The sequence below is a fragment of the Leptothrix cholodnii SP-6 genome, assembly GCF_000019785.1.
GTDB lineage: Bacteria > Pseudomonadota > Gammaproteobacteria > Burkholderiales > Burkholderiaceae_C > Sphaerotilus > Sphaerotilus cholodnii.
Genome location: NC_010524.1, coordinates 3,104,707 through 3,124,920 on the forward strand (window position 1 = coordinate 3,104,707; position 20,214 = coordinate 3,124,920).

Sequence of the window (20,214 nt, forward strand, 5' to 3'; positions counted from 1 at the left end):
GGGGACGATTCTAGTCGAGTCAATACCCCTGACCCGATCAGCTTCACCCTGCGAAACGATGGGCAAGCTGCACGTTCGTGCAGTCTCACACCGCATCGGCATTTGGCATGCCAGTCGATTTCAGACCGATGCCGACCAGAAAAGTTTCAGCCGACCTGTCACGTGAAGCCTTCGGCTTCACTGCCTTGACGACCCTGAACGTGCGCTTGAACTGGTCGACCAGTTGGCTGTAGCCGCTGCCATGGAAGACCTTGCACACGAGGGCCCCCTGCGGCTTCAGGTGACTCTGGGCGAACTCGAGCGCCAGTTCGACCAGATTGGCGATGCGCGCAGCATCGGTGACCTCGACGCCCGACAGGTTCGGCGCCATGTCGGACAACACGACGTCCACCGCGCGGCCATCGAGCAAGCCCACCAGTTGCGCAAGCACGGCCTCTTCGCAGAAGTCGCCCTGCAAGAACGCCACCCCCTCCAGCGGTTCGAACGGCAGCAGGTCGAGGGCGATGATCCGACCATTGAGTTCACCGGCCGCAGCCCCGCCGACACCCGCCTCGCGTGGCGCAAACCGGCGCCGGACGTACTGGCTCCAGGCGCCCGGGACGGCCCCGAGGTCGACCACCACCTGACCAGGCCTGATCAGGCCACAGGTCTCGTCGATCTCCTTGATCTTGTAGGCGGCACGAGAGCGATATCCCTCCTTGTGCGCCAGCTTCACATAGGTATCGTGGATGTGGTCGTTGAACCAAGCCTTGTTGACTTTCTTGCTTTTTGTATTGATCTTCATGTCGACCCGATAATACGGACATGGCTGCCCTACAACTCACCCCTGCCCAGCGCAAGCAATATCGCGCTGCGGCACATCACCTTCACCCGGTCGTCATGATCGGCGCCGAGGGCCTAACCCCTGCTGTCATCAAGGAGACCGACGCCGCGCTGCTGGCCCACGGCTTGATCAAGATACGCGTCTTCAGCGATCAACGCGCCGAACGCGAGACCTTGCTGTCCACTCTGGCCGATCAACTCAAGGCCGCTCCCATCCAGCACATCGGCAAGCTGCTCGTCCTGTGGCGCCCTGAGCCCGAGAAGCACGCCACCCCTGCCGCGGACGAGTTCAAGGCTTCCGGGCCTCGGGTGATCAAGATCCTGAAGTTTTCCAAGAGCGGATCCCAGCGCGCCCAAGTCAAGAAGATGACCGTCATGGGCAATGAACGACTCACCGTCGGCGGCATCGTCAAGCGGGCCAAGAAACGGATCATCAGCCAGAAGAAGCGCTCGCTCGCCGAATGAGCACGCAACCCGTCCACCGCCGGTTCGCGGCGAGTGGGCGGGTTCAGAGCGGAACGCGAGGCGCCGTTGCGCGCCAAGCCAGGACAAGCAACAGCACGCCCTTGAGTGCAAACAGGGCACTCGAGGCGCCATGAATCGCGCCGAAACTCCAGGCCCCCTGTCCTGCACGAGCGGCCTCCATCGCCGGCTGCAGCGCGAAATAACCCAGCACGGTACAGAAAAGCGCCCCGAGCACCAGCAGGATCTCGGCGGACATCACCGAGACCTGCGCCTCCGGCGCCTTCGCGGCACGGTCGCAAGCGAGGCGACGATGGATCAGCAACAGCAGCAGGGCCAAGCCCAGCGACAGCTGAGCCTCGATCCGGAAACATTGCCCCGCCACCCGGCCAGCCAACGAGCGCTCCAGCACGGCAAACGCCGCCGGTGCGGCCACCGCCCCCAGCGTCAGTACCAGACCCAGCCACAGGCTGGCCAGCAAGGCGGCGAGACGTCCGAGCATCACGACGCCGTTCAGACGTAACGCACTTCGACGACCTCGTAGCGCTTGACGCCACCGGGCGCCTGAACCTCGGCCACGTCACCGGCTTCCTTGCCGATCAGGGCGCGGGCGATCGGCGAGCCGACGGAGACCAGTCCCTTCTTGAGATCGGCCTCGTCCTCGCCGACGATCTGGTAGGTCACGGCGTCGCCGCTTTCTTCCTCCTCCAGATCGACGGTGGCGCCGAACACCACCCGTCCGCCGGCATCGAGCACGGCCGGGTCGATCACCTGGGCGATCGCCAGCTTGCCCTCGACGTCCAGGATGCGGCCTTCGATGAAGCCCTGCTTGTCCTTTGCGGCTTCGTACTCGGCGTTCTCGGACAGGTCCCCCTGGGCGCGCGCTTCGGCAATCGCATTGATCACCCACGGACGTTCGATGGTCTTCAGGCGCTGCAGCTCTTCCTTGAGCAGTTCAGCGCCACGTTTGGTCAGCGGAATCGTGGCCATGTGCTTCAGTCAGGTCATTCGGGTGAACAAAAAAATGAGCCGCCGACGGCCTCCTGTACAGGAGGCTGGCAGCGGCAGACGCGATGCAAACAGTTTAGTTCAGTTGCGCGTGCAGTTCCTGCAGGGAGACCACCGACAACCCGGCCTGATGCTTGAGCGCCTCGGTGGCCGCCTCGCAGCCGGCCATCGTGGTGTAGTAGGTCACCCGGTTGGCCAGAGCCGCGGTGCGGATGTGGCGCGAATCCGCGATCGCCGTGCGGGTTTCATCGACCGTGGTGAACACCAGCTGGATCTCGCCGCCCTTGATCATGTCGGCGATGTGCGGCCGGCCGTCCTTGACCTTGTTGACCACCTTGACCGGCACGCCGCCCTGGGCGATCGCGGCCGCGGTCCCCTTGGTCGCCACGATCGTGTAGCCGAGCTGATGCAGGTCGCGCGCGACACCGACGGCCCGCGCCTTGTCGCTGTTCTTGACCGAGATCACCACCGTGCCCTTGGTCGGCAGGCGCGAGCCGGCACCCAGCTGGCTCTTGAGCATCGCCTCGCCGAACGTCAGACCCACGCCCATCACCTCGCCCGTCGAGCGCATTTCGGGGCCGAGGATCGGATCCACGCCCGGGAACTTGTTGAACGGGAAAACCGCTTCCTTGACGCTGAAATAAGGCGGAATGACCTCGTGCGGCGCACGACCGCCCACACCGCGCTGGTCGGCCAGCTTCTGACCGGCCATGCAGCGCGCGGCGATCTTGGCCAGCGGCTGGCCGGTCGCCTTCGACACGAAGGGCACCGTGCGCGACGCGCGCGGGTTGACTTCCAGCACGTACACCGTGCAGGCATCGAGCCCCTGCGTGACGTCGCCCTGGATCGCGAACTGCACGTTCATCAGGCCGACCACCTTCAGCCCCTTGGCCATGACCGTGGTCTGGCGGCGCAATTCGTCCTGCAGCACGGTCGACAGGGTGTACGGCGGCAGCGAGCAGGCCGAGTCGCCCGAGTGCACGCCGGCCTGCTCGATGTGCTCCATGATGGCGCCCATCATCACGTCGACGCCGTCGCTGATGCAGTCGACATCGACCTCCACCGCGTCATCGAGGAAACGGTCCAGCAGCACCGGCGACTTCTCCGACACGCGCACCGCGTCGCGCATGTAGCGCTCGAGGTCCTTGTCGCCGTGCACGATTTCCATCGCGCGGCCACCCAGCACGTAGCTCGGGCGCACCACCAGCGGATAGCCGATCTCGTGCGCCAGCGCCAGCGCGGCTTCTTCGGTGCGCGCGGTGCGGTTGGGCGGCTGCTTCAGGCCGAGTTCGTGCAGCAGCTTCTGGAAGCGCTCGCGGTCCTCGGCCGCGTCGATCGAATCCGGCGAGGTGCCGATGATCGGCACGCCCGCGCGCTCCAGATCCAGCGCCAGCTTCAGCGGCGTCTGGCCGCCGTACTGCACGATCACGCCGACCGGCTTTTCCTTGTCGACGATCTCGAGCACGTCTTCGAGCGTCACCGGCTCGAAGTACAGGCGGTCGGAGGTGTCGTAGTCGGTCGAGACGGTTTCCGGGTTGCAGTTGACCATGATGGTTTCGTAACCATCCTCGCGCATGGCGAGCGCCGCGTGCACGCAGCAGTAGTCGAACTCGATGCCCTGGCCGATGCGGTTCGGGCCACCACCCAGCACCATGATCTTCTTGTTGGCGGTGGGTTCGGCCTCGCACTCGCCGTCCTCGTTCTCGTAACACGAGTAGAGGTAGGCGGTCTGGGTCGAGAACTCGGCCGCGCAGGTGTCGACCCGCTTGTAGACCGGCCGCACGCCCAGCGCATGACGCGCCTCGCGCACGGCGTGCTGGTTGGTGCCCATCAGCTTGGCCAGGCGGCGGTCCGAGAAACCCTTCTTCTTCAGGAAACGCAGTTCGGTCGCCGTCAGGCTCGCGAGCAACCGGGTCTTGAGCTCGGTCTCGGTCTGGATCAGCTGCTCGATCTGGGCCAGGAACCACGGGTCGATCGCTGTTTCCTCGAAGATCTCGTCGAGCGACAGGCCGATGCGGAAGGCGTCGCCGACATAGAGGATGCGCTCGGGGCCGGCCTCGCCGATCTCCTCGATGATCTCGTCACGATCGGTGGAGCGCTCGCTGAGGCCGTCGATGCCGGTCTCCAGACCGCGCAGCGCCTTCTGGAACGATTCCTGGAAGGTGCGACCCATCGCCATCACCTCGCCAACCGACTTCATCTGCGTCGTCAGGTGCGAGTCGGCAGCCGGGAACTTCTCGAACGCGAAACGTGGGATCTTGGTGACGACGTAGTCGATCGACGGCTCGAACGAGGCCGGCGTGGCGCCGCCGGTGATGTCGTTCTTCAGCTCGTCGAGCGTGTAGCCCACGGCCAGCTTGGCGGCGATCTTGGCGATCGGAAAACCCGTGGCCTTGGAGGCCAGCGCCGACGAGCGCGAGACGCGCGGGTTCATCTCGATGACGACCATGCGGCCGTCGACCGGGTTGATCGAGAACTGCACGTTCGAGCCGCCGGTGTCGACGCCGATCTCGCGCAGGATCGCGATCGAGGCGTTGCGCAGCAGCTGGTATTCGCGGTCGGTGAGCGTCTGCGCCGGCGCCACGGTGATCGAGTCGCCGGTGTGGATGCCCATCGGATCGAGGTTCTCGATCGAGCAGACGATGATGCAGTTGTCCGCCTTGTCGCGGACCACTTCCATCTCGTACTCTTTCCAGCCGATCAGCGATTCCTCGATCAGCAGTTCCTTGGTCGGCGACAGGTCGAGGCCGCGCTTGCAGATCTCCTCGAACTCTTCGGGGTTGTAGGCGATGCCGCCGCCGGTGCCGCCCAGCGTGAAGCTGGGGCGGATCACCATCGGGAAGCCTGCGCCGCCGATGTCGGCCTGGATCGCCTTCTGCACCGCCCAGGCTTCTTCCATCGAGTGCGCGATGCCCGACTTGGCCGAGCCCAGGCCGATCGAGGTCATCGCGTCCTTGAACTTCAGGCGGTCCTCGGCCTTCTCGATCGCGTGCTCGTTGGCGCCGATCATCTCGACCTTGTACTTGTCGAGCACGCCATTCTTGTGCAGGTCGAGCGCGCAGTTGAGCGCCGTCTGGCCGCCCATGGTCGGCAGGATCGCGTCCGGGCGCTCCTTGGCGATGATCTTCTCGACCACCTGCCAGGTGATCGGCTCGATGTAGGTGACGTCGGCCGTGGCCGGGTCGGTCATGATCGTGGCCGGGTTCGAGTTGACCAGGATGACCTTGTAGCCCTCTTCGCGCAGCGCCTTGCAGGCTTGCGCGCCGGAGTAGTCGAACTCGCAGGCCTGGCCGATGATGATCGGGCCGGCGCCGATGATGAGGATGGATTTCAGGTCAGCGCGCTTAGGCATTCTTCTTCTCCGCTTGGTCGCTCATCAGCTTGGTGAAGCGGTCGAACAGGTAGGCAATGTCATGGGGACCGGGCGAGGCTTCCGGGTGGCCCTGGAAGCAGAACGCCGGCTTGTCGGTGCGCGCCAGGCCTTGCAGCGTGCCGTCGAACAGGCTCACGTGCGTGGTGCGCAGGTTGGCCGGCAGCGACTCGGCATCGACCGCAAAACCGTGGTTCTGGCTGGTGATGGAGACGCGGCCGGTGTCGAGATCCTTGACCGGATGGTTGGCGCCGTGGTGGCCGAACTTCATCTTGAAGGTCTTGGCGCCCGAGGCCAGCGCCATGATCTGGTGGCCCAGGCAGATGCCGAAGGTCGGGATGCCGGTCTCGATCAGTTCGGCAGCCGCCTCGATGGCGTAGTCGCAGGGCTGCGGGTCACCCGGGCCGTTGCTCAGGAAGATGCCGTCGGGCTTGAGCGCGAGCGCTTCGGCGGCCGGCGTCCTGGCAGGCACCACGGTGACCTTGCAGCCGCGCTCGGCCAGCATGCGCAGGATGTTGCGCTTGACGCCGAAGTCGTAGGCCACGACATGGAAACGCGGTGCGGTCTGGTCGCCGAACCCTGGCGTGCCGTCGGCGCCGAGGAGCTGCCACTCGGTTTCGGTCCAGGGATACGAGACGTCGGTGGTGACGACCTGAGCCAAGTCGAGGCCGGCCATGCTGGGGGCCTTGCGGGCCAGCGCGACGGCCTCGTCGCGCATGGCTTGTGTCACGACGGTGTCAGCTGCAAACGCCACGATGCAGCCGTTCTGGGCACCGTGGGTGCGCAGGATGCGGGTGAGGCGGCGGGTGTCGAGGTCGGCGATCGCAACGGTGCCTTCACGCACCAAGTATTGCGACAGCGTCAGCGACTGGCGAAAGTTGGACGAACGGATCGGGAGGTCTTTGATGATCAGGCCCGCAGCGTGTACTTTGCGGGCCTCGACATCCTGTTCATTGACGCCGTAGTTGCCGATGTGCGGATACGTCAGGGTGACGATCTGCCGGCAGTAGCTCGGGTCGGTCAGGATCTCTTGATAGCCGGTGAGCGCTGTGTTGAACACAACCTCACCCACGGTGTGACCGGCAGCGCCGATCGAGACACCTTGAAAGACCGTACCGTCTGCGAGTGCGAGGATGGCGGGAGGCAGGACGGGCAGCACGGGGACTCCGGATAGGTGGCACGCCCAGCTCTGCAGGTGGCTCGCCGGATGGCCATCCCTTCAAGAGATGTCATCCGGTCGACTGGCGCGAGTCCGCGGGGGGATTCGACGACAAATTCGCTAGGCGGCGGTGTTGACGGGCAAACCGCGGGATTATAGACGGCCGCGGGTTTTCCCCGGCCGCTGCGACCTACTTTGGGGCGTTGGCGCTCACGCGCCCAGGGCCGCGATACCCGCCTTGGCGACCTGCGCGTCCTCGACCGACTTGACGCCGCTGACACCCACGGCACCGATGCACTCGCCATCGACCATGATGGGCACGCCACCTTCGAGCAGGCCGTCGATCTCGGGCGCGCTCAGGAAGGACGTGCGCCCCTGGTTGATCATCTCCTCGTAAATGCGGCTCTCGCGCCGACCCAGCGCCGAGGTGCGCGCCTTGGCCGGAGCGATGTGCGCCGACAGCGCCGCAGCCCCATCCAGGCGTTGCAGCCACAGCAGGTGCCCCCCGTCATCGACGATGGCGATCGTCACGGCCCAGTTGTTGTTCAGCGCCTCGGCCTCGGCGGCAGCGGCCATGCGACGCACATCTTCAAGGGTCAGAACGGGCTTGGTTTTCATCGGTCGATCTCGTCTTCAAGCTCCGAAACGGAGCGGCGCGCCACTCTACCAAAGCCGCAGGAACCATCCGGCAGCCCGCAGGCCGGGCAATCTGCACGGCGGCAACGACAATCGGCGCGGGAACTAGAATGGATTTGAGCGATCTCATGTCGCGTCTGTTCAACCTGACTCTGGAGGTCACATGAATCAAAGCCTGCACACCTACACCGGCAACGCTGGCACGGGAGCGCTGGGCCTGCAGCGCAACCGCGTGCTGCGCAACACGTACGGGCTGCTCGCGCTGTCGATGCTGCCCACCGTCCTGGGCGCCTGGATCGGCGTCTCGACCGGCATCATGGCCGCACTCGGAACGGGCGCCTCGCTGGCGGTGTTCCTGATCGGCGCCTTCGGTTTCATGTTCGCGATCGAAAAGACCAAGGAATCGGCGACCGGCGTGGCCGTGCTGCTGGCCTTCACGTTCTTCATGGGCCTGATGCTGTCGCGCATGCTGGCCGCAGTGCTGGGCTTCAAGAACGGCGGCTCGCTGATCATGATGGCCTTCGGCGGCACCGCCGGCGTCTTCTTCGCGATGGCGACGCTCGCCACCGTGATCAAGCGCGACCTCAGCGGCATGGGCAAGTTCCTGTTCGTCGGCGCGATCGTCCTGCTGGTGGCCGGCCTGATCAACGTTTTCGTGCAGTCGACGGCGCTGATGGCGACCCTGTCGGTGATCGCGATCGGCCTGTTCTCGGCCTTCATGCTGTACGACATCAAGCGCGTGCTCGACGGCGGCGAAACCAACTACATCAGTGCCACGCTGGCGATCTACCTGGACATCTACAACGTGTTCCAGAGCCTGCTGGCCCTGCTGGGCATCTTCGGCGGCGAGCGCGACTGAGCGACAACGCACAGCGCATCCAGATCCCTGAATGAAGAAGGGGCTCCGAGAGGAGCCCCTTTTTTCTGACCTGCCTGGCCGACGCGATCAGTACTCGCTGCCGCCGCCGAAGCTGCCCGGCGCCAGGTTCTCGAACTTGGTCAGCGGCCGCAGGAACGCCAGCCGCACCGTGCCCACGGGCCCGTTACGCTGCTTGCCGATGATGATCTCGGCCACGCCGGGCTCCTTCGACTCCTTGTTGTAGTACTCGTCGCGGTAGATGAACATGATGACGTCGGCGTCCTGCTCGATGGCGCCCGACTCGCGCAGGTCGCTCATCATCGGCCGCTTGTCGGTGCGCGTCTCGACCGAGCGATTGAGCTGCGACAGCGCGATCACCGGACACTGCAGCTCCTTGGCCAGCGCCTTCAGTCCGCGCGAGATCTCGCTGATCTCGGCCGTGCGGTTCTCGCCGCCGCCACTGTTCGAGCCGCTCATCAGCTGCAGGTAGTCGACGATGATCAGTCCGAGCTTGCCGCACTGGCGGGCCTGGCGCCGCGAGCGCGCACGCAGTTCGGCCGGCGTGAGCGCCGGGGTCTCGTCGATGAAGAGGCTGACATTGCGCAACTGGTCGACCGCCTCGGACAACCGCCCCCATTCATCGTCACGCAGCGAGCCGGTGCGCAGGTGCTGCTGGTCGATGCGCCCGAGCGAGCCCACCATCCGCAGCGCCAGTTGCGAGGCGCCCATTTCCATTGAGAACACGACCACCGGCAGCTGTTCCTTCACCGCCACGTGCTCGCCGATGTTGAGCGCAAAGGCGGTCTTGCCCATCGAAGGCCGTGCCGCCAGCACGATCAGGTCGCCGGGCTGCAGCCCGGACGTCATGCGGTCCAGATCGGCAAAACCGGTCGGAACCCCGGTGACTTCTCCAGCGCCGTTTTCAGCCAGCTCCTGGACCCGGTCGATCAGCTGAACCACCAGCGTGTCCATCGAATGAAAGCCCTGCTTGTTGCGCGAGCCCTCTTCGCCGATCTGGAAAATCCGGGTTTCCGCCTCGTCGAGGATCGAGGCAACGCCACGCCCCTGCGGATTGAACGCGTTGGTGGCGATCTCGTCGCTGGCGGCAACCAGCTTGCGCAGGATGGCGCGCTCACGCACGATTTCGGCGTATCGCCGCAGGTTGGCCGCACTCGGCACGCTCTGCGCCAGCGCGTTGAGGTAGGCCAACCCCCCCACCTCTTCAGCCTTGCCCAGGCTCTTGAGCTGCTCGAAGACCGTGATGACGTCGGCCGGCTTGTTGGCCGAGATCAGCGCCATCATGGCGCCGTAGATCAGCTTGTGTTCGAAGCGGTAGAAATCGCTCTCGGTCAGCAGGTCGCCCGCCCGGTCGGACGCCGAGTTGTCGATCAGCAGGCCACCGAGCACGCTCTGTTCGGCCTCGACCGAATGAGGCGGGATGCGCAGGCGGGCGACTTCGTCATCGGCGCCTCGTGGCGGGTAGGGGGATCCTGACAGCTGAGCAGACATCTTTTGATGATAGGCCGGTGCAGACGCCATGCGCGAGGCATGGAACCGAGGGAAGGGAGTCCGTTCGCTGCCGCAGCGTCACGACGCTTGCGGAGCGCACAAACAACAAGGCCGGCATGAAGCCGGCCTTGTCAGGTCCATCGCAGGCCGTGCCCGAGGCACAGGCCTGCCGTGTGCGTCAGACGTGCTCGCCGACCACCGCCACGGTGATTTCAACCACGGCGTCGGTGTGCAGAGCCACCGAGACCGGGAACTCGCCGACGGTCTTCAACGGCCCGTTGGGCAGACGGATCTGCGCCTTGACCACATCGAAGCCCAGCGCCTTCAGGCTCTCGGCGATGTCGGCGTTGGTCACCGAACCGAACAGACGGCCGTCGACGCCAGCCTTCTGGCTGATCGAGACGGTCTTGCCGGCCAGCTTGTCGCCTTGTGCCTTGGCGGCAGCCAGCTTCTCGGCCTGAACCTTCTCGAGCTCGGCGCGACGAGCCTGGAACTCGGCGACGGCCTTTTCGGTGGCACGACGAGCGGCACCGGTCGGGATCAGGAAGTTGCGGGCGTACCCGTCCTTGACCTTGACGACATCACCGAGGACGCCGAGGTTGGCCACTTTTTCAAGCAGGATCACTTGCATCGCGTTTCTCCTCAGACCTTGTGCTGGTCGCTGTACGGCAGCAGAGCCAGGAAGCGCGCACGCTTGATCGCGGTCGTCAGCTGGCGCTGGAAGAACGCACGGGTGCCGGTCAGGCGAGCCGGCGTGATCTTGCCGTTCTCACCGACGAAGTCGCGCAGCACGTCGAGATCCTTGTAATCGATCTCTTTGACGCCGGTGACGGTGAAGCGGCAGAAACGCTTGCGCTTGAACAGCAGGGACTGCTGGTTGCGCTTGGTCTTGCGGTCTTTGGAAAACTTACCACGTGGCGGGGGCATGAAGACCTCCTTAGTTCAATTCAGGTGACTGGGGACTGGAAACGAAAGCGCTGATGTGCAGCATCACCCCTTTGCCATGTCGCTGCTTGCCGAGAAAGCCGGTGAACTCGGCGGTGGTGCCCACCGCAAGTCGACCGAGCTCCAGGGCGACATCCCCGATGGCAGTGGCGTGGATCTCCATCGAGACCTGCCTGGCCTGACCGGCATGTTCGACCTGCGAGGCGTGAGCCAATCGCACGTCGAGCGCCGGCAGACCTGCCGGGGTGTAGCGCATGACCGCACGTTCAAGCAGCTGCGCGGTGAGCAGGACCCGATTCATCATCGAGCCTGTCGTGCAGCGCAAACGCGCAGGGGATCAGGCATTCAGGCTGCCGTCTCCTGTTGCGACGACTTGCGGGCTTCTTCCTTCTCAACCCGCTTCATCACGGCCGACGGGCCGGTCTCGGCCTTGTCGCGCTTGACCGTGAGGTGACGCAGCACGGCGTCGTTGAAGCGGAAGCCGGTCTCGATTTCAGCCAGGGTTTCCTTGCTGCACTCGATGTTCAGGCACAGGTAGTGCGCCTTGGCCAGCTTGTTGATCATGTAGGCCAGCTGGAAGCGGCCCCAGTCTTCGACCCGATGGACCTTGCCGTTGGCGGCCGTCACCAGGGTCTTGTAGCGTTCCAGCATGGCCGGAACCTGTTCGCTCTGATCCGGATGGACCAGCAGCACGATTTCATAATGACGCATAGATGCTCCTTGTGGATTCCAGTTGCGGAAGCCGCCCCGTTGCGTCAAGAAACAGGTGCGGCAAAGGCAAGCCGGCTAGTATATCAGCGCGGCAGGCGCGGCCCCGAGCATCACGCTCAGTCGGACTCTCGGCCCGGGTCGCGCAGGCGGTCGACCATCGCCAGTTCGGCCGGTCCGGGGCCGGGCGTCAGCAGACTCGCCACGAACATCACGGCGGCGCCGACCGGCACGCCGAAGACCCCGGCGGCGGCCGGATCCACATCCCACCAGCGGGCCTGATCGATCGGCATGCCGATTCCGAACAGATCACGCAAGCGCGGATGCGTCGTGATCATGTAGTACAGGCACACACCCAGCCCCGAGAGCATGCCCAGCGTCGCCCCGGATCGGTTGGCGCGCCGCCAGAAGATGCCCAGCACCAGGGCCGGAAAGAACCCCGCGGCCGCGAGCGAGAACGCGGCCGTCACGAACTGCAGGATGTCGGCAAACCGCATCGACGCGATGAACGCGGCCAGCAAGGCGATCACCAGTACCAGGAACTTCGACAGCATGACGCGCCGCATCGCCGGCGCCCGCGGGTTGACGAAGCCGAAATACAGGTCGTGCGACAAGGCGTTGGAGATCGTCAGCAGCAGCCCGTCGGCGGTCGACAGCGCCGCGGCCAATCCGCCCGCCGCGACCAGGTAGGTCACCACCAGCGGCAGGCCGCCGATCTCGGGGGCGGCCAGCACGATGACGTCGCCGGCCAGGCGCAACTCGGCCAGCTGCAGCAGGCCGTCGCCATTGATGTCCTCGACCGATACCAGCGACGGATCCAGCTTGGACCAGCGCCGGATCCAGCCGGGCAGCTGATCGAAAGGCGTGCCGATCAGATTGGTGAAGACCTCGTACTTCACCATGGCGGCCAGCGCCGGTGCCGCCATGTAGAGCAACGCGATGAAGAACAGAGACCAGGCCACCGACTTGCGTGTCTCGGTGACGGACGGCGTGGTGTAGTAGCGCGTCAGCACATGCGGCATGGCGGCCGTGCCCAGCATCAGGCACAGCACCAGTGCCAGGAAATTCCGTCGTGCCGCACCGGGCGCTTGATCCGCTTTCGCCGCCCCCGAATCCGGATAGGGCTGGGCCTGCGGCGGCATGCCTGCCAGCGGCAACGCCCGCAAGGCCGACTGGTCCATTTCGCGCTGATAGACGACCCGCGCCTCGTCGATCGTGTGAGGCCGTGTCGCCAGCTTGCGCTCGGCCTGCTGGATGCGCGCCAACGGCGCCTCGGCCGCCTGCAGCGCGCGCACCTGGGCGGCCATGGTTTCGGCGTCGTCGATCATGGCCTGCGGCACGTCGGCCAGCTTGCGCCGGGCGTCGTCGGCACGCACCTGCAGCTGGTTGCGCACCTGCAGCTCACGCGGATCGTGCAGCAGCGCCTGTTCGCGCAGGCCCACCTGCTGAAGCTGCTGCCCGTATGAAAAGAGCGGGAACGGACTGCCGGTCTGGTTCATCGAGAGCCAGAACACGGGCGTCAGATAGGCCAGGATCAGCACGATGTACTGCGCCACCTGCGTCCACGTCACCGCCCGCATGCCGCCCAGGAACGAGCACACCAGCACGCCACCCAGGCCGACGAAGATGCCGATCTCGAAACTGAAACCGGTCAGGTGCGACGTGATCAGCCCCACGCCGTAGATCTGCACCACCACGTAGACGAACGACACCAGCACGGCCGCAGCCACGCCCACGATGCGCGGCAGCACGCCGCCATAGCGGGCGCCGAGGAACTCGGGAACCGTGAAGTAGCCGACCCGGCGCAGATAGGGCGCGAGCAGCAGCGCCACCAGGCAGTAACCGCCGGTCCAGCCGAGGATGTAGGCCAGACCCGCAAAGCCCTGCAGGTACAGCACGCCGGCAGTGCCGATGAAGGACGCGGCCGACATCCAGTCGGCTGCCGTGGCCATGCCGTTGTAGATGGCAGGCACGCGCCGCCCGGCGACGTAGTACTCGGACTCGTCGGTGGTGCGCGACATCAGGCCGATCGCCGCATAGACCGCCACCGTGCCGATCAGGAAGGTGCCGCCGATCCAGGTGCGCGGCCAGCCCATGCGCTCGAGGAGCGCCATCAACACGATGAAGCAGAGCACGCCCACGGTGTACGCGGCATAGCGCCGGTGCAGCACATGGGTGAAGACGCGCGTGGCCTGGGTCGGCCGGATCTGGCCGCCTCGACGTTCAGCCATGGGCGATGGACGACGCGTCAGTCAAGTGAGGACTCCGGTGATGAGCGCCCTGGTGCGACATCGGCTGCGGCCTGGCTGCGCCGCTCCAGCGCATCCATGATCCGGCCGTGCACGATGATGATGATCAGGTAGCCCCCGATCGCGCCCTGTGCCGCCAGCCAGTAGCCGGCGGGCGCACCGGCAACGGTCCAGGCATTGAAATCGCTGGCGAACCAGACCACCCCCCAGGTCACCAGCAGCCATCCGGACAGGCCCAGTGCGGTCCAGAGACACACCTTGCGCCAGTGCAAGGCGCGCGCCTCGACGGAACCTGCAGCGACCTCAGCCGTTTCTTGAACTCCCATGGATGAGATTGTGTCCGTGGCGGCACGCAGCCGCCACGGGGGAGTCACGGAGTAGAAGACGCCCGCCGAATTCGACGGTCGCCGCGACGTGTCAGCGCTTGGCCAGGCGCTGCCAGGTGGCGATCACCGAATCCGGGTTCAGCGACATCGACACGATGCCCTCCTGCGCCAGCCAGTCGGCGAAGTCGGGGTGGTCGCTGGGGCCCTGGCCGCAGATGCCGATGTACTTGCCGTGCGCACGGCAAGCCGCGATGGCACGCGAGATCAGCGCCTTGACGGCCGGATCGCGCTCGTCGAAATCGGCCGCCAGCAACTCCATGCCCGAGTCGCGGTCCAGGCCCAGCGTGAGCTGGGTCAGGTCGTTCGAACCGATCGACATGCCGTCGAAGAACTCGAGGTACTGGTCGGCCAGGATCGCGTTGCTCGGGATCTCGCACATCATGATCACGCGCAGGCCGTCGACGCCGCGCTTGAGACCCTGGTCGGCCATCATGTTGACCACCCGCTCGGCCTGCTTGAGCGTGCGCACGAAGGGCACCATGATCTCGACGTTGGTCAGCCCCATGTCGCGACGCACGCGCTTGAGCGCCTCGCATTCCATGGCGAAGGCCTCGCCGAAATCGGCGCTCAGGTAACGTGCAGCGCCGCGGAAGCCGAGCATCGGATTCTCTTCTTCAGGCTCATAACGTGAGCCACCGATGAGCTTGCGGTACTCGTTGCTCTTGAAGTCAGACAGCCGCACGATCACCGGCTTGGGCCAGAACGCCGCCGCGATCGTGGCAACACCCTCGACCAGCTTGTCGACGTAGAACGCGCGCGGGCTGGCATGGCCACGCGCCACCGACTCGACCGCCTTCTTCAGGTCGGCATCGACGTTCGGGTAGTCGAGGATCGCCTTCGGGTGCACGCCGATGTTGTTGTTGATGATGAACTCCAGGCGCGCCAGGCCGACGCCCGAGTTCGGCATCTGGCAGAAGTCGAACGCCAGCTGCGGGTTGCCCACGTTCATCATGATCTTGACCGGCGAGTACGGCAGCTCGCCGCGCTGCACCTCGCTGACCTCCATCTCGAGCAGGCCGTCGTAGATGAAGCCGGTGTCGCCTTCGGAGCAGGCCACCGTCACCAGCTGGCCGTCCTTGAGGATCTCGGTGGCGTCACCGCAGCCGACCACCGCCGGGATGCCCAGTTCGCGCGCGATGATCGCCGCGTGGCAGGTGCGCCCGCCGCGGTTGGTGACGATCGCGCTGGCGCGCTTCATCACCGGCTCCCAGTTCGGGTCGGTCATGTCGGTGACCAGCACGTCGCCCGGCTGCACGCGGCTCATCTCGGCGATCGAATGCACCAGCCGCACCGGGCCGGTACCGATCTTCTGACCGATCGCGCGGCCTTCGGCCAGCACCGTGCTGTGGCCCTTGAGCTTGTAGCGGTGCTCGACCTGGTTGCCCGCCTGGCTCTTCACCGTCTCGGGGCGCGCCTGCAGGATGTAGAGCAGGCCGTCGCCGCCGTCCTTGCCCCACTCGATGTCCATCGCGCGGCCGTAGTGCTGCTCGATGATCACCGCGAAGCGCGCCAGCTCGGTCACGTCGGCATCGCTGAGCGAATAGCGGTTGCGCATCTCGGGCGGCGTGTCGGTGGTGCGCACCAGCTTGCCGCTCGCGGCCTTCTCCTCGGGCGTGGCGAACTCCATGCGGATCAGCTTGGAGCCCAGGCTGCGGCGGATCACCGCCAGCTTGCCGTTCTTGAGTGCCGGCTTGTGCACGTAGAACTCGTCGGGGTTGACGGCGCCCTGCACCACCGTCTCGCCCAGGCCGTAGCTGGAGGTGATGAAGACCACGTCCTCGAAACCCGACTCGGTGTCGATCGTGAACATCACGCCGGCTGCGCCCAGGTCGGAACGGACCATGCGCTGCACGCCGGCCGACAGCGCCACGTCGTGGTGGGCGTAGCCCTTGTGCACGCGGTAGCTGATGGCGCGGTCGTTGTAGAGCGAGGCGAACACCTCGCGCATCTTGTGCAGCACGTCGTCGATGCCGACCACGTTCAGGAAGGTCTCCTGCTGACCGGCGAACGAGGCGTCGGGCATGTCTTCGGCCGTGGCCGACGAGCGCACCGCGAACGAGGCGCCCGGGTGCTCGGCCGTCAGCTTGACGAACTCGGCACGGATCGCCGCCTCGAAGTCGGCCGGGAACGGCGCCGACTCGACCCAGCCGCGGATCTCGGCACCGGCCTCGGCCAGCGCGCGCACGTCGTCGGTGTCGAGCGCCGACAGCCGCGCGTTGATCTTGTCGGTCAGGCCGCCGGCGGTCAGGAACTCGCGGAAAGCCAGCGCCGTGGTGGCGAAGCCGCCCGGCACCCGCACGCCCGAAGCGGCAAGCTGGCTGATCATTTCGCCGAGCGAGGCGTTCTTGCCGCCCACGACCTCGACGTCGGTCATTCTCAGGTGTTCGAACGGTACGACCAGGGCGGTCGCCAGGTTGATTGCAGACATGGAAAAGCTCCGTGATGTAAAAAAACCGGGGCTCGCGTCGAAGGCGCACAGGCCGACCCACAGCGCTTTATGGGCTGTTTTTCGTGGCGTGGGTGGAACGGCAGGTGCATGACGGCGAGCGTATGGGCGCGGATTCTACGGGCGGCCCGGCCTATCATGTAATCCGAAAGTACCCAACGACCCCACACTCGCGCGCCCATGCCCAATCGCACCGTGTTCTTCGTCTCCGACGGCACCGGCATCACTGCCGAGACATTCGGCAACTCCATCCTGGCCCAGTTCGCGATCAAGCCGCGCCATGTGCGGCGGCCCTTCATCGACAACGCCGAAAAGGCCGATCAGGTCATCACCGAGATCAACGGCGCGGCACTGGCCGAAGGCAAGCGGCCGATCGTCTTCATCACGATCGTCAACGACACCGTGCGCGAGAAGATCGGCTCGCACTCCAATGCGCTGGTGCTCGACATGTTCCGCACCTTCGTCGAGCCGCTCGAAGCCGAGTTGCAGCTGACCAGCAACCACCGCGTCGGTCGTTTTTCGGACGTGGCCAAGAGCCAGGAGTATCACGACCGCATCGAGGCGATCAACTTCTCGCTCGCCCACGACGACGGCCAGTCGTCGCGCAACCTGGCCGAGGCCGACGTGATCCTGGTGGGCGTGAGCCGCAGCGGCAAGACGCCGACCTCGCTGTACCTGGCGATGCAGCACGGCATCAAGGCCGCCAACTACCCGCTGATCCCTGAAGACTTCGAGCGCGACAGCATCCCGTCAAGCCTGGCGCCCTACAAGCGCAAGTGTTTCGGCCTGACGATCGATGCCGACCGCCTGAGCCAGATCCGCAACGAGCGCCGCCCCGGCAGCAAGTACGCCGCGCTGGCGAACTGCCGCTACGAGATCAACGAGGCCGAACGCATGATGAAGCGCGAGGGCATCTCGTGGCTGTCGTCGACGCACAAGTCGATCGAGGAAATCGCCACCACCATCCTGCGTGACATCCGGCCCGACCGGCTGATCTACTGACCGACACGGCGGGCATCCCGCTCACGATTCAGCCCGTGAGCGCCTGCCGGGCCGATTCGTAGAGACAGATCGCCGCGGCCGCCGCCACGTTGAGCGACTCCTCGCCGCCCGGCTGCGGGATGCGCACCGTCAGCGCGCAGCGGCGCATCACCGCCTCGGCCACGCCCTGGCCTTCGTGGCCCAGCACCCAGGCGCAGGGCTGCGGCAGCCGCACCTCGTGCAGGGACTGCTCGGCATGCGAACTGGTGGCCAGCAGCGGCAGATCGAGCGTGTCGAGCTCGTTGACCTCGACCCCTTCCACCAGATGCAGCGCGAAATGCGCGCCCATGCCCGCGCGCAGCACCTTGGGCGACCAGAGCGCGGCGGTGCCCTTCATCGCCAGCACCTGCTTGACACCCAGCGCCGCCGCGCTGCGCAGCAGCGTGCCGACGTTGCCGGGGTCCTGCAGGCGGTCGAGCACCAGCGTGTTCACGCCCGACTGCGTCGGCACCCGCGCGGCCGGCGCGGCGATCAGGAAACCCAATGGCGCGGGTGATTCGAGCGAGCTGATCTCGGGCAACAGGTTGTCGGCGATCACCACCACCTCGGGTGCGGCCAGCGCCAGTTCGCGCCAGTTCGGCTGCAGCCAGGCACTGGCGCCGACCACGCAGATCTGTGGCCGTCCACCTCGCGCCAGCAAGGCGCGGGCGAGGTGATCGCCCTCGAGCCAGATGCGGCCGAGCTTGCGGTAGGCGCCGGCCTCGTGCGCCAGCCGGCGCAGGTCCTTGACCAGCGCATGGCTGTGCGAGCTGACCTCGCGCACCTTGTGGGCGGCGGCGATCGCCGAAACGGGTGTGGGCGTGAGATCGGAAGGTTGTGTCATCAGGATGAGCTGGAGAGGGTCAGCCGCTGCAGACCCGCCTCGCGCACCGGCGCATAGGACTTGCGGTGGCTTTCGCACGGCCCGTGATCCTTCAGCGCCTGCAGGTGCGCCGCGGTCGGGTAACCCTTGTGGACCGCAAAACCGTAGTGCGGATAAAGCTCGTGCAGCGCCTGGCAGAGCCGGTCACGGTGCACCTTGGCCAGGATCGACGCCGCGCTGATCGCCGGCACCTTGGCGTCGCCCTTGACGATCGCCTCGGCCGGGATGCGCAGCACCGGCACGCGGTTGCCGTCGACCAGCACCTGCGCGGGCTTGAGGCGCAGGCCTTCGACGGCACGTTTCATGGCCAGCATCGTCGCCTGCAGGATGTTCAGGCGGTCGATCTCCTCGACGCTGGCCTGCGCGATGCAGAAGGCCAGCGCCTTGGCGCGGATCTCGTCGAACAGCCGCTCGCGGCGGCGCTCGGTCAGGATCTTGGAATCGGCCAGGCCGGCGATCGGCTGCAGTTCGTCGAGGATCACCGCCGCAGCCACCACCGGGCCGGCCAGCGGGCCGCGGCCGGCCTCGTCGACACCGGCCATCAGGCCGACGCGCTCGAAGTGCAGCGGCAGCTGCTCGCGCAAGGGCTCAGCGACCGAGGACTTGCGCGATCGCATCGGTGGCGCGCTGCGCGGTGTTCTGGCGCAGCAGGTGATGGAGTTCGGTGAAACGCCGGGCGAGCTGCTCGCAGCGCACGGGGTCGTCCAGCCATTCGAGCGCGGCGGCGGCGATCGCCTGCGGCGTGGCGGCGTTCTGGATCAGCTCGGGCACGGCAAAGTCGCGCAGCAGGATGTTGGGCAGGCCGACCCACGGTTGATAGGCCAGGCGCTTCATGATCTGCCAGCTCAAAGCGTGCAGGCGGTAGGCGATCACCATCGGCCGCTTGAACAGCGCCGCCTCGAGCGTGGCGGTGCCGCTGGCGATCAGCGTCAGGTCGCAGGCGGCCAGCGCGCCGTGCGACTGGCCGTCGAGCAGTTGCAGCGCCAGGCCGGGTGCGTGTTCGGCGATCAGCGGGTCGAGCAGCGCACGCAGCCCCGGCGCGACCGGCAGCACGAACTTGAGTTCGGGGCGCTGGCGCGCCAGCAGCATGGCCGCTGCCAGCAGGCTGGGCGCGATGTAGCGGATCTCGCTGCGCCGGCTGCCGGGCAGCAGCGCGATCACGGTGTCGTTGTCCGACAGGCCGAGTTGCGCACGCGCCGCCGCACGCGGCACCTCGAGCGGGATGTGGTCGGCGATCGGGTGGCCGACGTAGGTGGCCGCGATGCCCGCGCGTTCGTAGATCTGCGGCTCGAACGGGAACAGGCACAGCACGTGATCGGCCGAGCGGCGGATCTTCTCGATGCGCCCGCCGCGCCAGGCCCAGATCGACGGGCTGACGAAATGCACCGTCGGCACGCCGGCGGCCTTCAGGCGCTCTTCGAGGCCGAGGTTGAAGTCGGGCGCGTCGACGCCGATCAGCACCTCGGGCTTGTCCTGCAGCAGCCGGTCGCCGAGTTCGCGGCGGATGCCGGCGATCTCGCGGTAGTGGCGCAGCGCGTCGACATAGCCGAACACCGCCAGCTTGTCCTGCGGCCACCAGCTTTCAAAGCCCTGCGCGATCATCTTCGGCCCGCCGATGCCCTGCGCGCGCAGTTGCGGCCAGCGCTGGCGCAGGCCGCCCAGCAGCAGGCTGGCGAGCAGGTCGCCGGAGGCCTCACCGGCCACCAGTGCGAGCCGGGGGTCGGCGCGATTCATGGGTGGATGCGTGTCGGG

At 66.3% G+C, this 20,214-nt stretch carries 20 protein-coding genes; 3 read left to right on the plus strand and 17 right to left on the minus strand.

The genetic code is table 11. The annotated features are described in order from the left end of the window. Nucleotides 1-85: 85 nt before the first annotated feature. Nucleotides 86-784 carry an RlmE family RNA methyltransferase gene (locus LCHO_RS14100; protein ID WP_012347837.1) on the minus strand — a complete coding sequence of 233 codons (699 nt, stop codon included), beginning with the start codon at nucleotides 782-784 and terminating at the stop codon, nucleotides 86-88. Nucleotides 785-804: 20 nt separating this feature from the next. Between LCHO_RS14100 and LCHO_RS14105 the strand changes: the two genes are divergently transcribed. Further along, a complete protein-coding gene (locus LCHO_RS14105; RefSeq protein ID WP_043704323.1) occupies nucleotides 805-1,287 on the plus strand; it encodes a YhbY family RNA-binding protein in 483 nt (160 codons plus the stop codon). A 43-nt stretch (nucleotides 1,288-1,330) separates the two neighbouring features. Here LCHO_RS14105 and LCHO_RS14110 read toward each other — a convergent pair whose 3' ends face one another. The 5 genes from LCHO_RS14110 to LCHO_RS14130 form a co-directional block, all read right to left on the minus strand. Next, nucleotides 1,331-1,786: a DUF4149 domain-containing protein gene (locus LCHO_RS14110; RefSeq protein ID WP_012347839.1), complete on the minus strand. Its 456-nt coding sequence runs from the start codon at nucleotides 1,784-1,786 to the stop codon at nucleotides 1,331-1,333. A gap of 11 nt (nucleotides 1,787-1,797) precedes the next feature. After that, nucleotides 1,798-2,274, minus strand: coding sequence for a transcription elongation factor GreA (gene greA / locus LCHO_RS14115; RefSeq protein ID WP_012347840.1), 477 nt, complete (start codon nucleotides 2,272-2,274; stop codon nucleotides 1,798-1,800). Nucleotides 2,275-2,368: 94 nt separating this feature from the next. Then, on the minus strand, nucleotides 2,369-5,644 hold the full coding sequence (carB, locus tag LCHO_RS14120; RefSeq protein ID WP_012347841.1) for a carbamoyl-phosphate synthase large subunit: 3,276 nt from the start codon (nucleotides 5,642-5,644) through the stop codon (nucleotides 2,369-2,371). Beyond that, a complete protein-coding gene (gene carA, locus LCHO_RS14125) occupies nucleotides 5,637-6,821 on the minus strand; it encodes a glutamine-hydrolyzing carbamoyl-phosphate synthase small subunit (RefSeq protein ID WP_012347842.1) in 1,185 nt (394 codons plus the stop codon). The genes carB and carA overlap by 8 nt, the downstream gene beginning before the upstream one ends. Before the next feature lie 210 nt (nucleotides 6,822-7,031). Beyond that, nucleotides 7,032-7,439 carry a GlcG/HbpS family heme-binding protein gene (locus LCHO_RS14130; RefSeq protein ID WP_012347843.1) on the minus strand — a complete coding sequence of 136 codons (408 nt, stop codon included), beginning with the start codon at nucleotides 7,437-7,439 and terminating at the stop codon, nucleotides 7,032-7,034. Between the two features lie 181 nt (nucleotides 7,440-7,620). Between LCHO_RS14130 and LCHO_RS14135 the strand changes: the two genes are divergently transcribed. After that, complete coding sequence (locus LCHO_RS14135; protein ID WP_012347844.1) at nucleotides 7,621-8,316, plus strand: Bax inhibitor-1/YccA family protein; 696 nt, start codon at nucleotides 7,621-7,623, stop codon at nucleotides 8,314-8,316. An 87-nt stretch (nucleotides 8,317-8,403) separates the two neighbouring features. On the opposite strand, the gene dnaB is transcribed toward LCHO_RS14135, so the two are convergent. The 8 genes from dnaB to ppsA form a co-directional block, all read right to left on the minus strand. Continuing rightward, the gene (gene dnaB / locus LCHO_RS14140) at nucleotides 8,404-9,825 is read right to left on the minus strand and encodes a replicative DNA helicase (protein WP_012347845.1); all 1,422 of its coding nucleotides are present in this window, start codon (nucleotides 9,823-9,825) and stop codon (nucleotides 8,404-8,406) included. Between the two features lie 178 nt (nucleotides 9,826-10,003). Further along, nucleotides 10,004-10,456, minus strand: a complete 453-nt coding sequence (gene rplI / locus LCHO_RS14145) for a 50S ribosomal protein L9 (RefSeq protein WP_012347846.1) — start codon at nucleotides 10,454-10,456, stop codon at nucleotides 10,004-10,006. 11 nt (nucleotides 10,457-10,467) lie between these two features. Continuing rightward, on the minus strand, nucleotides 10,468-10,752 hold the full coding sequence (rpsR, locus tag LCHO_RS14150) for a 30S ribosomal protein S18 (RefSeq protein ID WP_012347847.1): 285 nt from the start codon (nucleotides 10,750-10,752) through the stop codon (nucleotides 10,468-10,470). Between the two features lie 10 nt (nucleotides 10,753-10,762). Further along, nucleotides 10,763-11,071 (minus strand): primosomal replication protein N, encoded by a 309-nt coding sequence (priB, locus tag LCHO_RS14155; RefSeq protein ID WP_012347848.1) that lies wholly within the window; start codon nucleotides 11,069-11,071, stop codon nucleotides 10,763-10,765. A 44-nt stretch (nucleotides 11,072-11,115) separates the two neighbouring features. After that, nucleotides 11,116-11,481, minus strand: coding sequence for a 30S ribosomal protein S6 (rpsF, locus tag LCHO_RS14160; protein ID WP_012347849.1), 366 nt, complete (start codon nucleotides 11,479-11,481; stop codon nucleotides 11,116-11,118). Between the two features lie 116 nt (nucleotides 11,482-11,597). Then, entirely contained in the window at nucleotides 11,598-13,709 is a 2,112-nt protein-coding gene (locus LCHO_RS14165; protein ID WP_012347850.1) for a sodium:solute symporter family protein, read from the minus strand. Nucleotides 13,710-13,726: 17 nt separating this feature from the next. Next, on the minus strand, nucleotides 13,727-13,999 hold the full coding sequence (locus LCHO_RS14170; protein ID WP_012347851.1) for a DUF4212 domain-containing protein: 273 nt from the start codon (nucleotides 13,997-13,999) through the stop codon (nucleotides 13,727-13,729). Between the two features lie 145 nt (nucleotides 14,000-14,144). After that, on the minus strand, nucleotides 14,145-16,541 hold the full coding sequence (ppsA, locus tag LCHO_RS14175) for a phosphoenolpyruvate synthase (protein ID WP_012347852.1): 2,397 nt from the start codon (nucleotides 16,539-16,541) through the stop codon (nucleotides 14,145-14,147). 198 nt (nucleotides 16,542-16,739) lie between these two features. Here ppsA and ppsR point away from each other — a divergent pair, with 198 nt between their 5' ends. Then, complete coding sequence (gene ppsR / locus LCHO_RS14180) at nucleotides 16,740-17,561, plus strand: posphoenolpyruvate synthetase regulatory kinase/phosphorylase PpsR (protein ID WP_012347853.1); 822 nt, start codon at nucleotides 16,740-16,742, stop codon at nucleotides 17,559-17,561. Nucleotides 17,562-17,589: 28 nt separating this feature from the next. Here ppsR and LCHO_RS14185 read toward each other — a convergent pair whose 3' ends face one another. Genes LCHO_RS14185 through lpxB form a run of 3 tightly spaced genes read right to left on the minus strand, consistent with a single transcriptional unit; the run spans nucleotide 17,590 to nucleotide 20,196 of the window. Next, nucleotides 17,590-18,423 (minus strand): TrmH family RNA methyltransferase, encoded by an 834-nt coding sequence (locus LCHO_RS14185; RefSeq protein WP_012347854.1) that lies wholly within the window; start codon nucleotides 18,421-18,423, stop codon nucleotides 17,590-17,592. Beyond that, nucleotides 18,423-19,079: a ribonuclease HII gene (gene rnhB / locus LCHO_RS14190; protein ID WP_012347855.1), complete on the minus strand. Its 657-nt coding sequence runs from the start codon at nucleotides 19,077-19,079 to the stop codon at nucleotides 18,423-18,425. Before rnhB ends, LCHO_RS14185 begins: the two co-directional genes overlap by 1 nt. Beyond that, the gene (gene lpxB, locus LCHO_RS14195) at nucleotides 19,051-20,196 is read right to left on the minus strand and encodes a lipid-A-disaccharide synthase (protein ID WP_012347856.1); all 1,146 of its coding nucleotides are present in this window, start codon (nucleotides 20,194-20,196) and stop codon (nucleotides 19,051-19,053) included. Before lpxB ends, rnhB begins: the two co-directional genes overlap by 29 nt. Nucleotides 20,197-20,214 lie beyond the last annotated feature (18 nt).

Coding starts and splice junctions, on each gene's coding strand:
- priB (WP_012347848.1), bottom strand. CDS start 11,071: ATGAATCGGGTCCTGCTCACCGCGCAGCTGCTTGAACGTGCGGTCATG.
- LCHO_RS14185 (WP_012347854.1), bottom strand. CDS start 18,423: ATGACACAACCTTCCGATCTCACGCCCACACCCGTTTCGGCGATCGCC.
- ppsR (WP_012347853.1), top strand. CDS start 16,740: ATGCCCAATCGCACCGTGTTCTTCGTCTCCGACGGCACCGGCATCACT.
- rpsR (WP_012347847.1), bottom strand. CDS start 10,752: ATGCCCCCGCCACGTGGTAAGTTTTCCAAAGACCGCAAGACCAAGCGC.
- carB (WP_012347841.1), bottom strand. CDS start 5,644: ATGCCTAAGCGCGCTGACCTGAAATCCATCCTCATCATCGGCGCCGGC.
- LCHO_RS14105 (WP_043704323.1), top strand. CDS start 805: ATGGCTGCCCTACAACTCACCCCTGCCCAGCGCAAGCAATATCGCGCT.
- rnhB (WP_012347855.1), bottom strand. CDS start 19,079: ATGCGATCGCGCAAGTCCTCGGTCGCTGAGCCCTTGCGCGAGCAGCTG.
- LCHO_RS14110 (WP_012347839.1), bottom strand. CDS start 1,786: ATGCTCGGACGTCTCGCCGCCTTGCTGGCCAGCCTGTGGCTGGGTCTG.
- rpsF (WP_012347849.1), bottom strand. CDS start 11,481: ATGCGTCATTATGAAATCGTGCTGCTGGTCCATCCGGATCAGAGCGAA.
- LCHO_RS14130 (WP_012347843.1), bottom strand. CDS start 7,439: ATGAAAACCAAGCCCGTTCTGACCCTTGAAGATGTGCGTCGCATGGCC.
- LCHO_RS14135 (WP_012347844.1), top strand. CDS start 7,621: ATGAATCAAAGCCTGCACACCTACACCGGCAACGCTGGCACGGGAGCG.
- rplI (WP_012347846.1), bottom strand. CDS start 10,456: ATGCAAGTGATCCTGCTTGAAAAAGTGGCCAACCTCGGCGTCCTCGGT.
- greA (WP_012347840.1), bottom strand. CDS start 2,274: ATGGCCACGATTCCGCTGACCAAACGTGGCGCTGAACTGCTCAAGGAA.
- LCHO_RS14165 (WP_012347850.1), bottom strand. CDS start 13,709: ATGGCTGAACGTCGAGGCGGCCAGATCCGGCCGACCCAGGCCACGCGC.
- LCHO_RS14100 (WP_012347837.1), bottom strand. CDS start 784: ATGAAGATCAATACAAAAAGCAAGAAAGTCAACAAGGCTTGGTTCAAC.
- ppsA (WP_012347852.1), bottom strand. CDS start 16,541: ATGTCTGCAATCAACCTGGCGACCGCCCTGGTCGTACCGTTCGAACAC.
- dnaB (WP_012347845.1), bottom strand. CDS start 9,825: ATGTCTGCTCAGCTGTCAGGATCCCCCTACCCGCCACGAGGCGCCGAT.
- lpxB (WP_012347856.1), bottom strand. CDS start 20,196: ATGAATCGCGCCGACCCCCGGCTCGCACTGGTGGCCGGTGAGGCCTCC.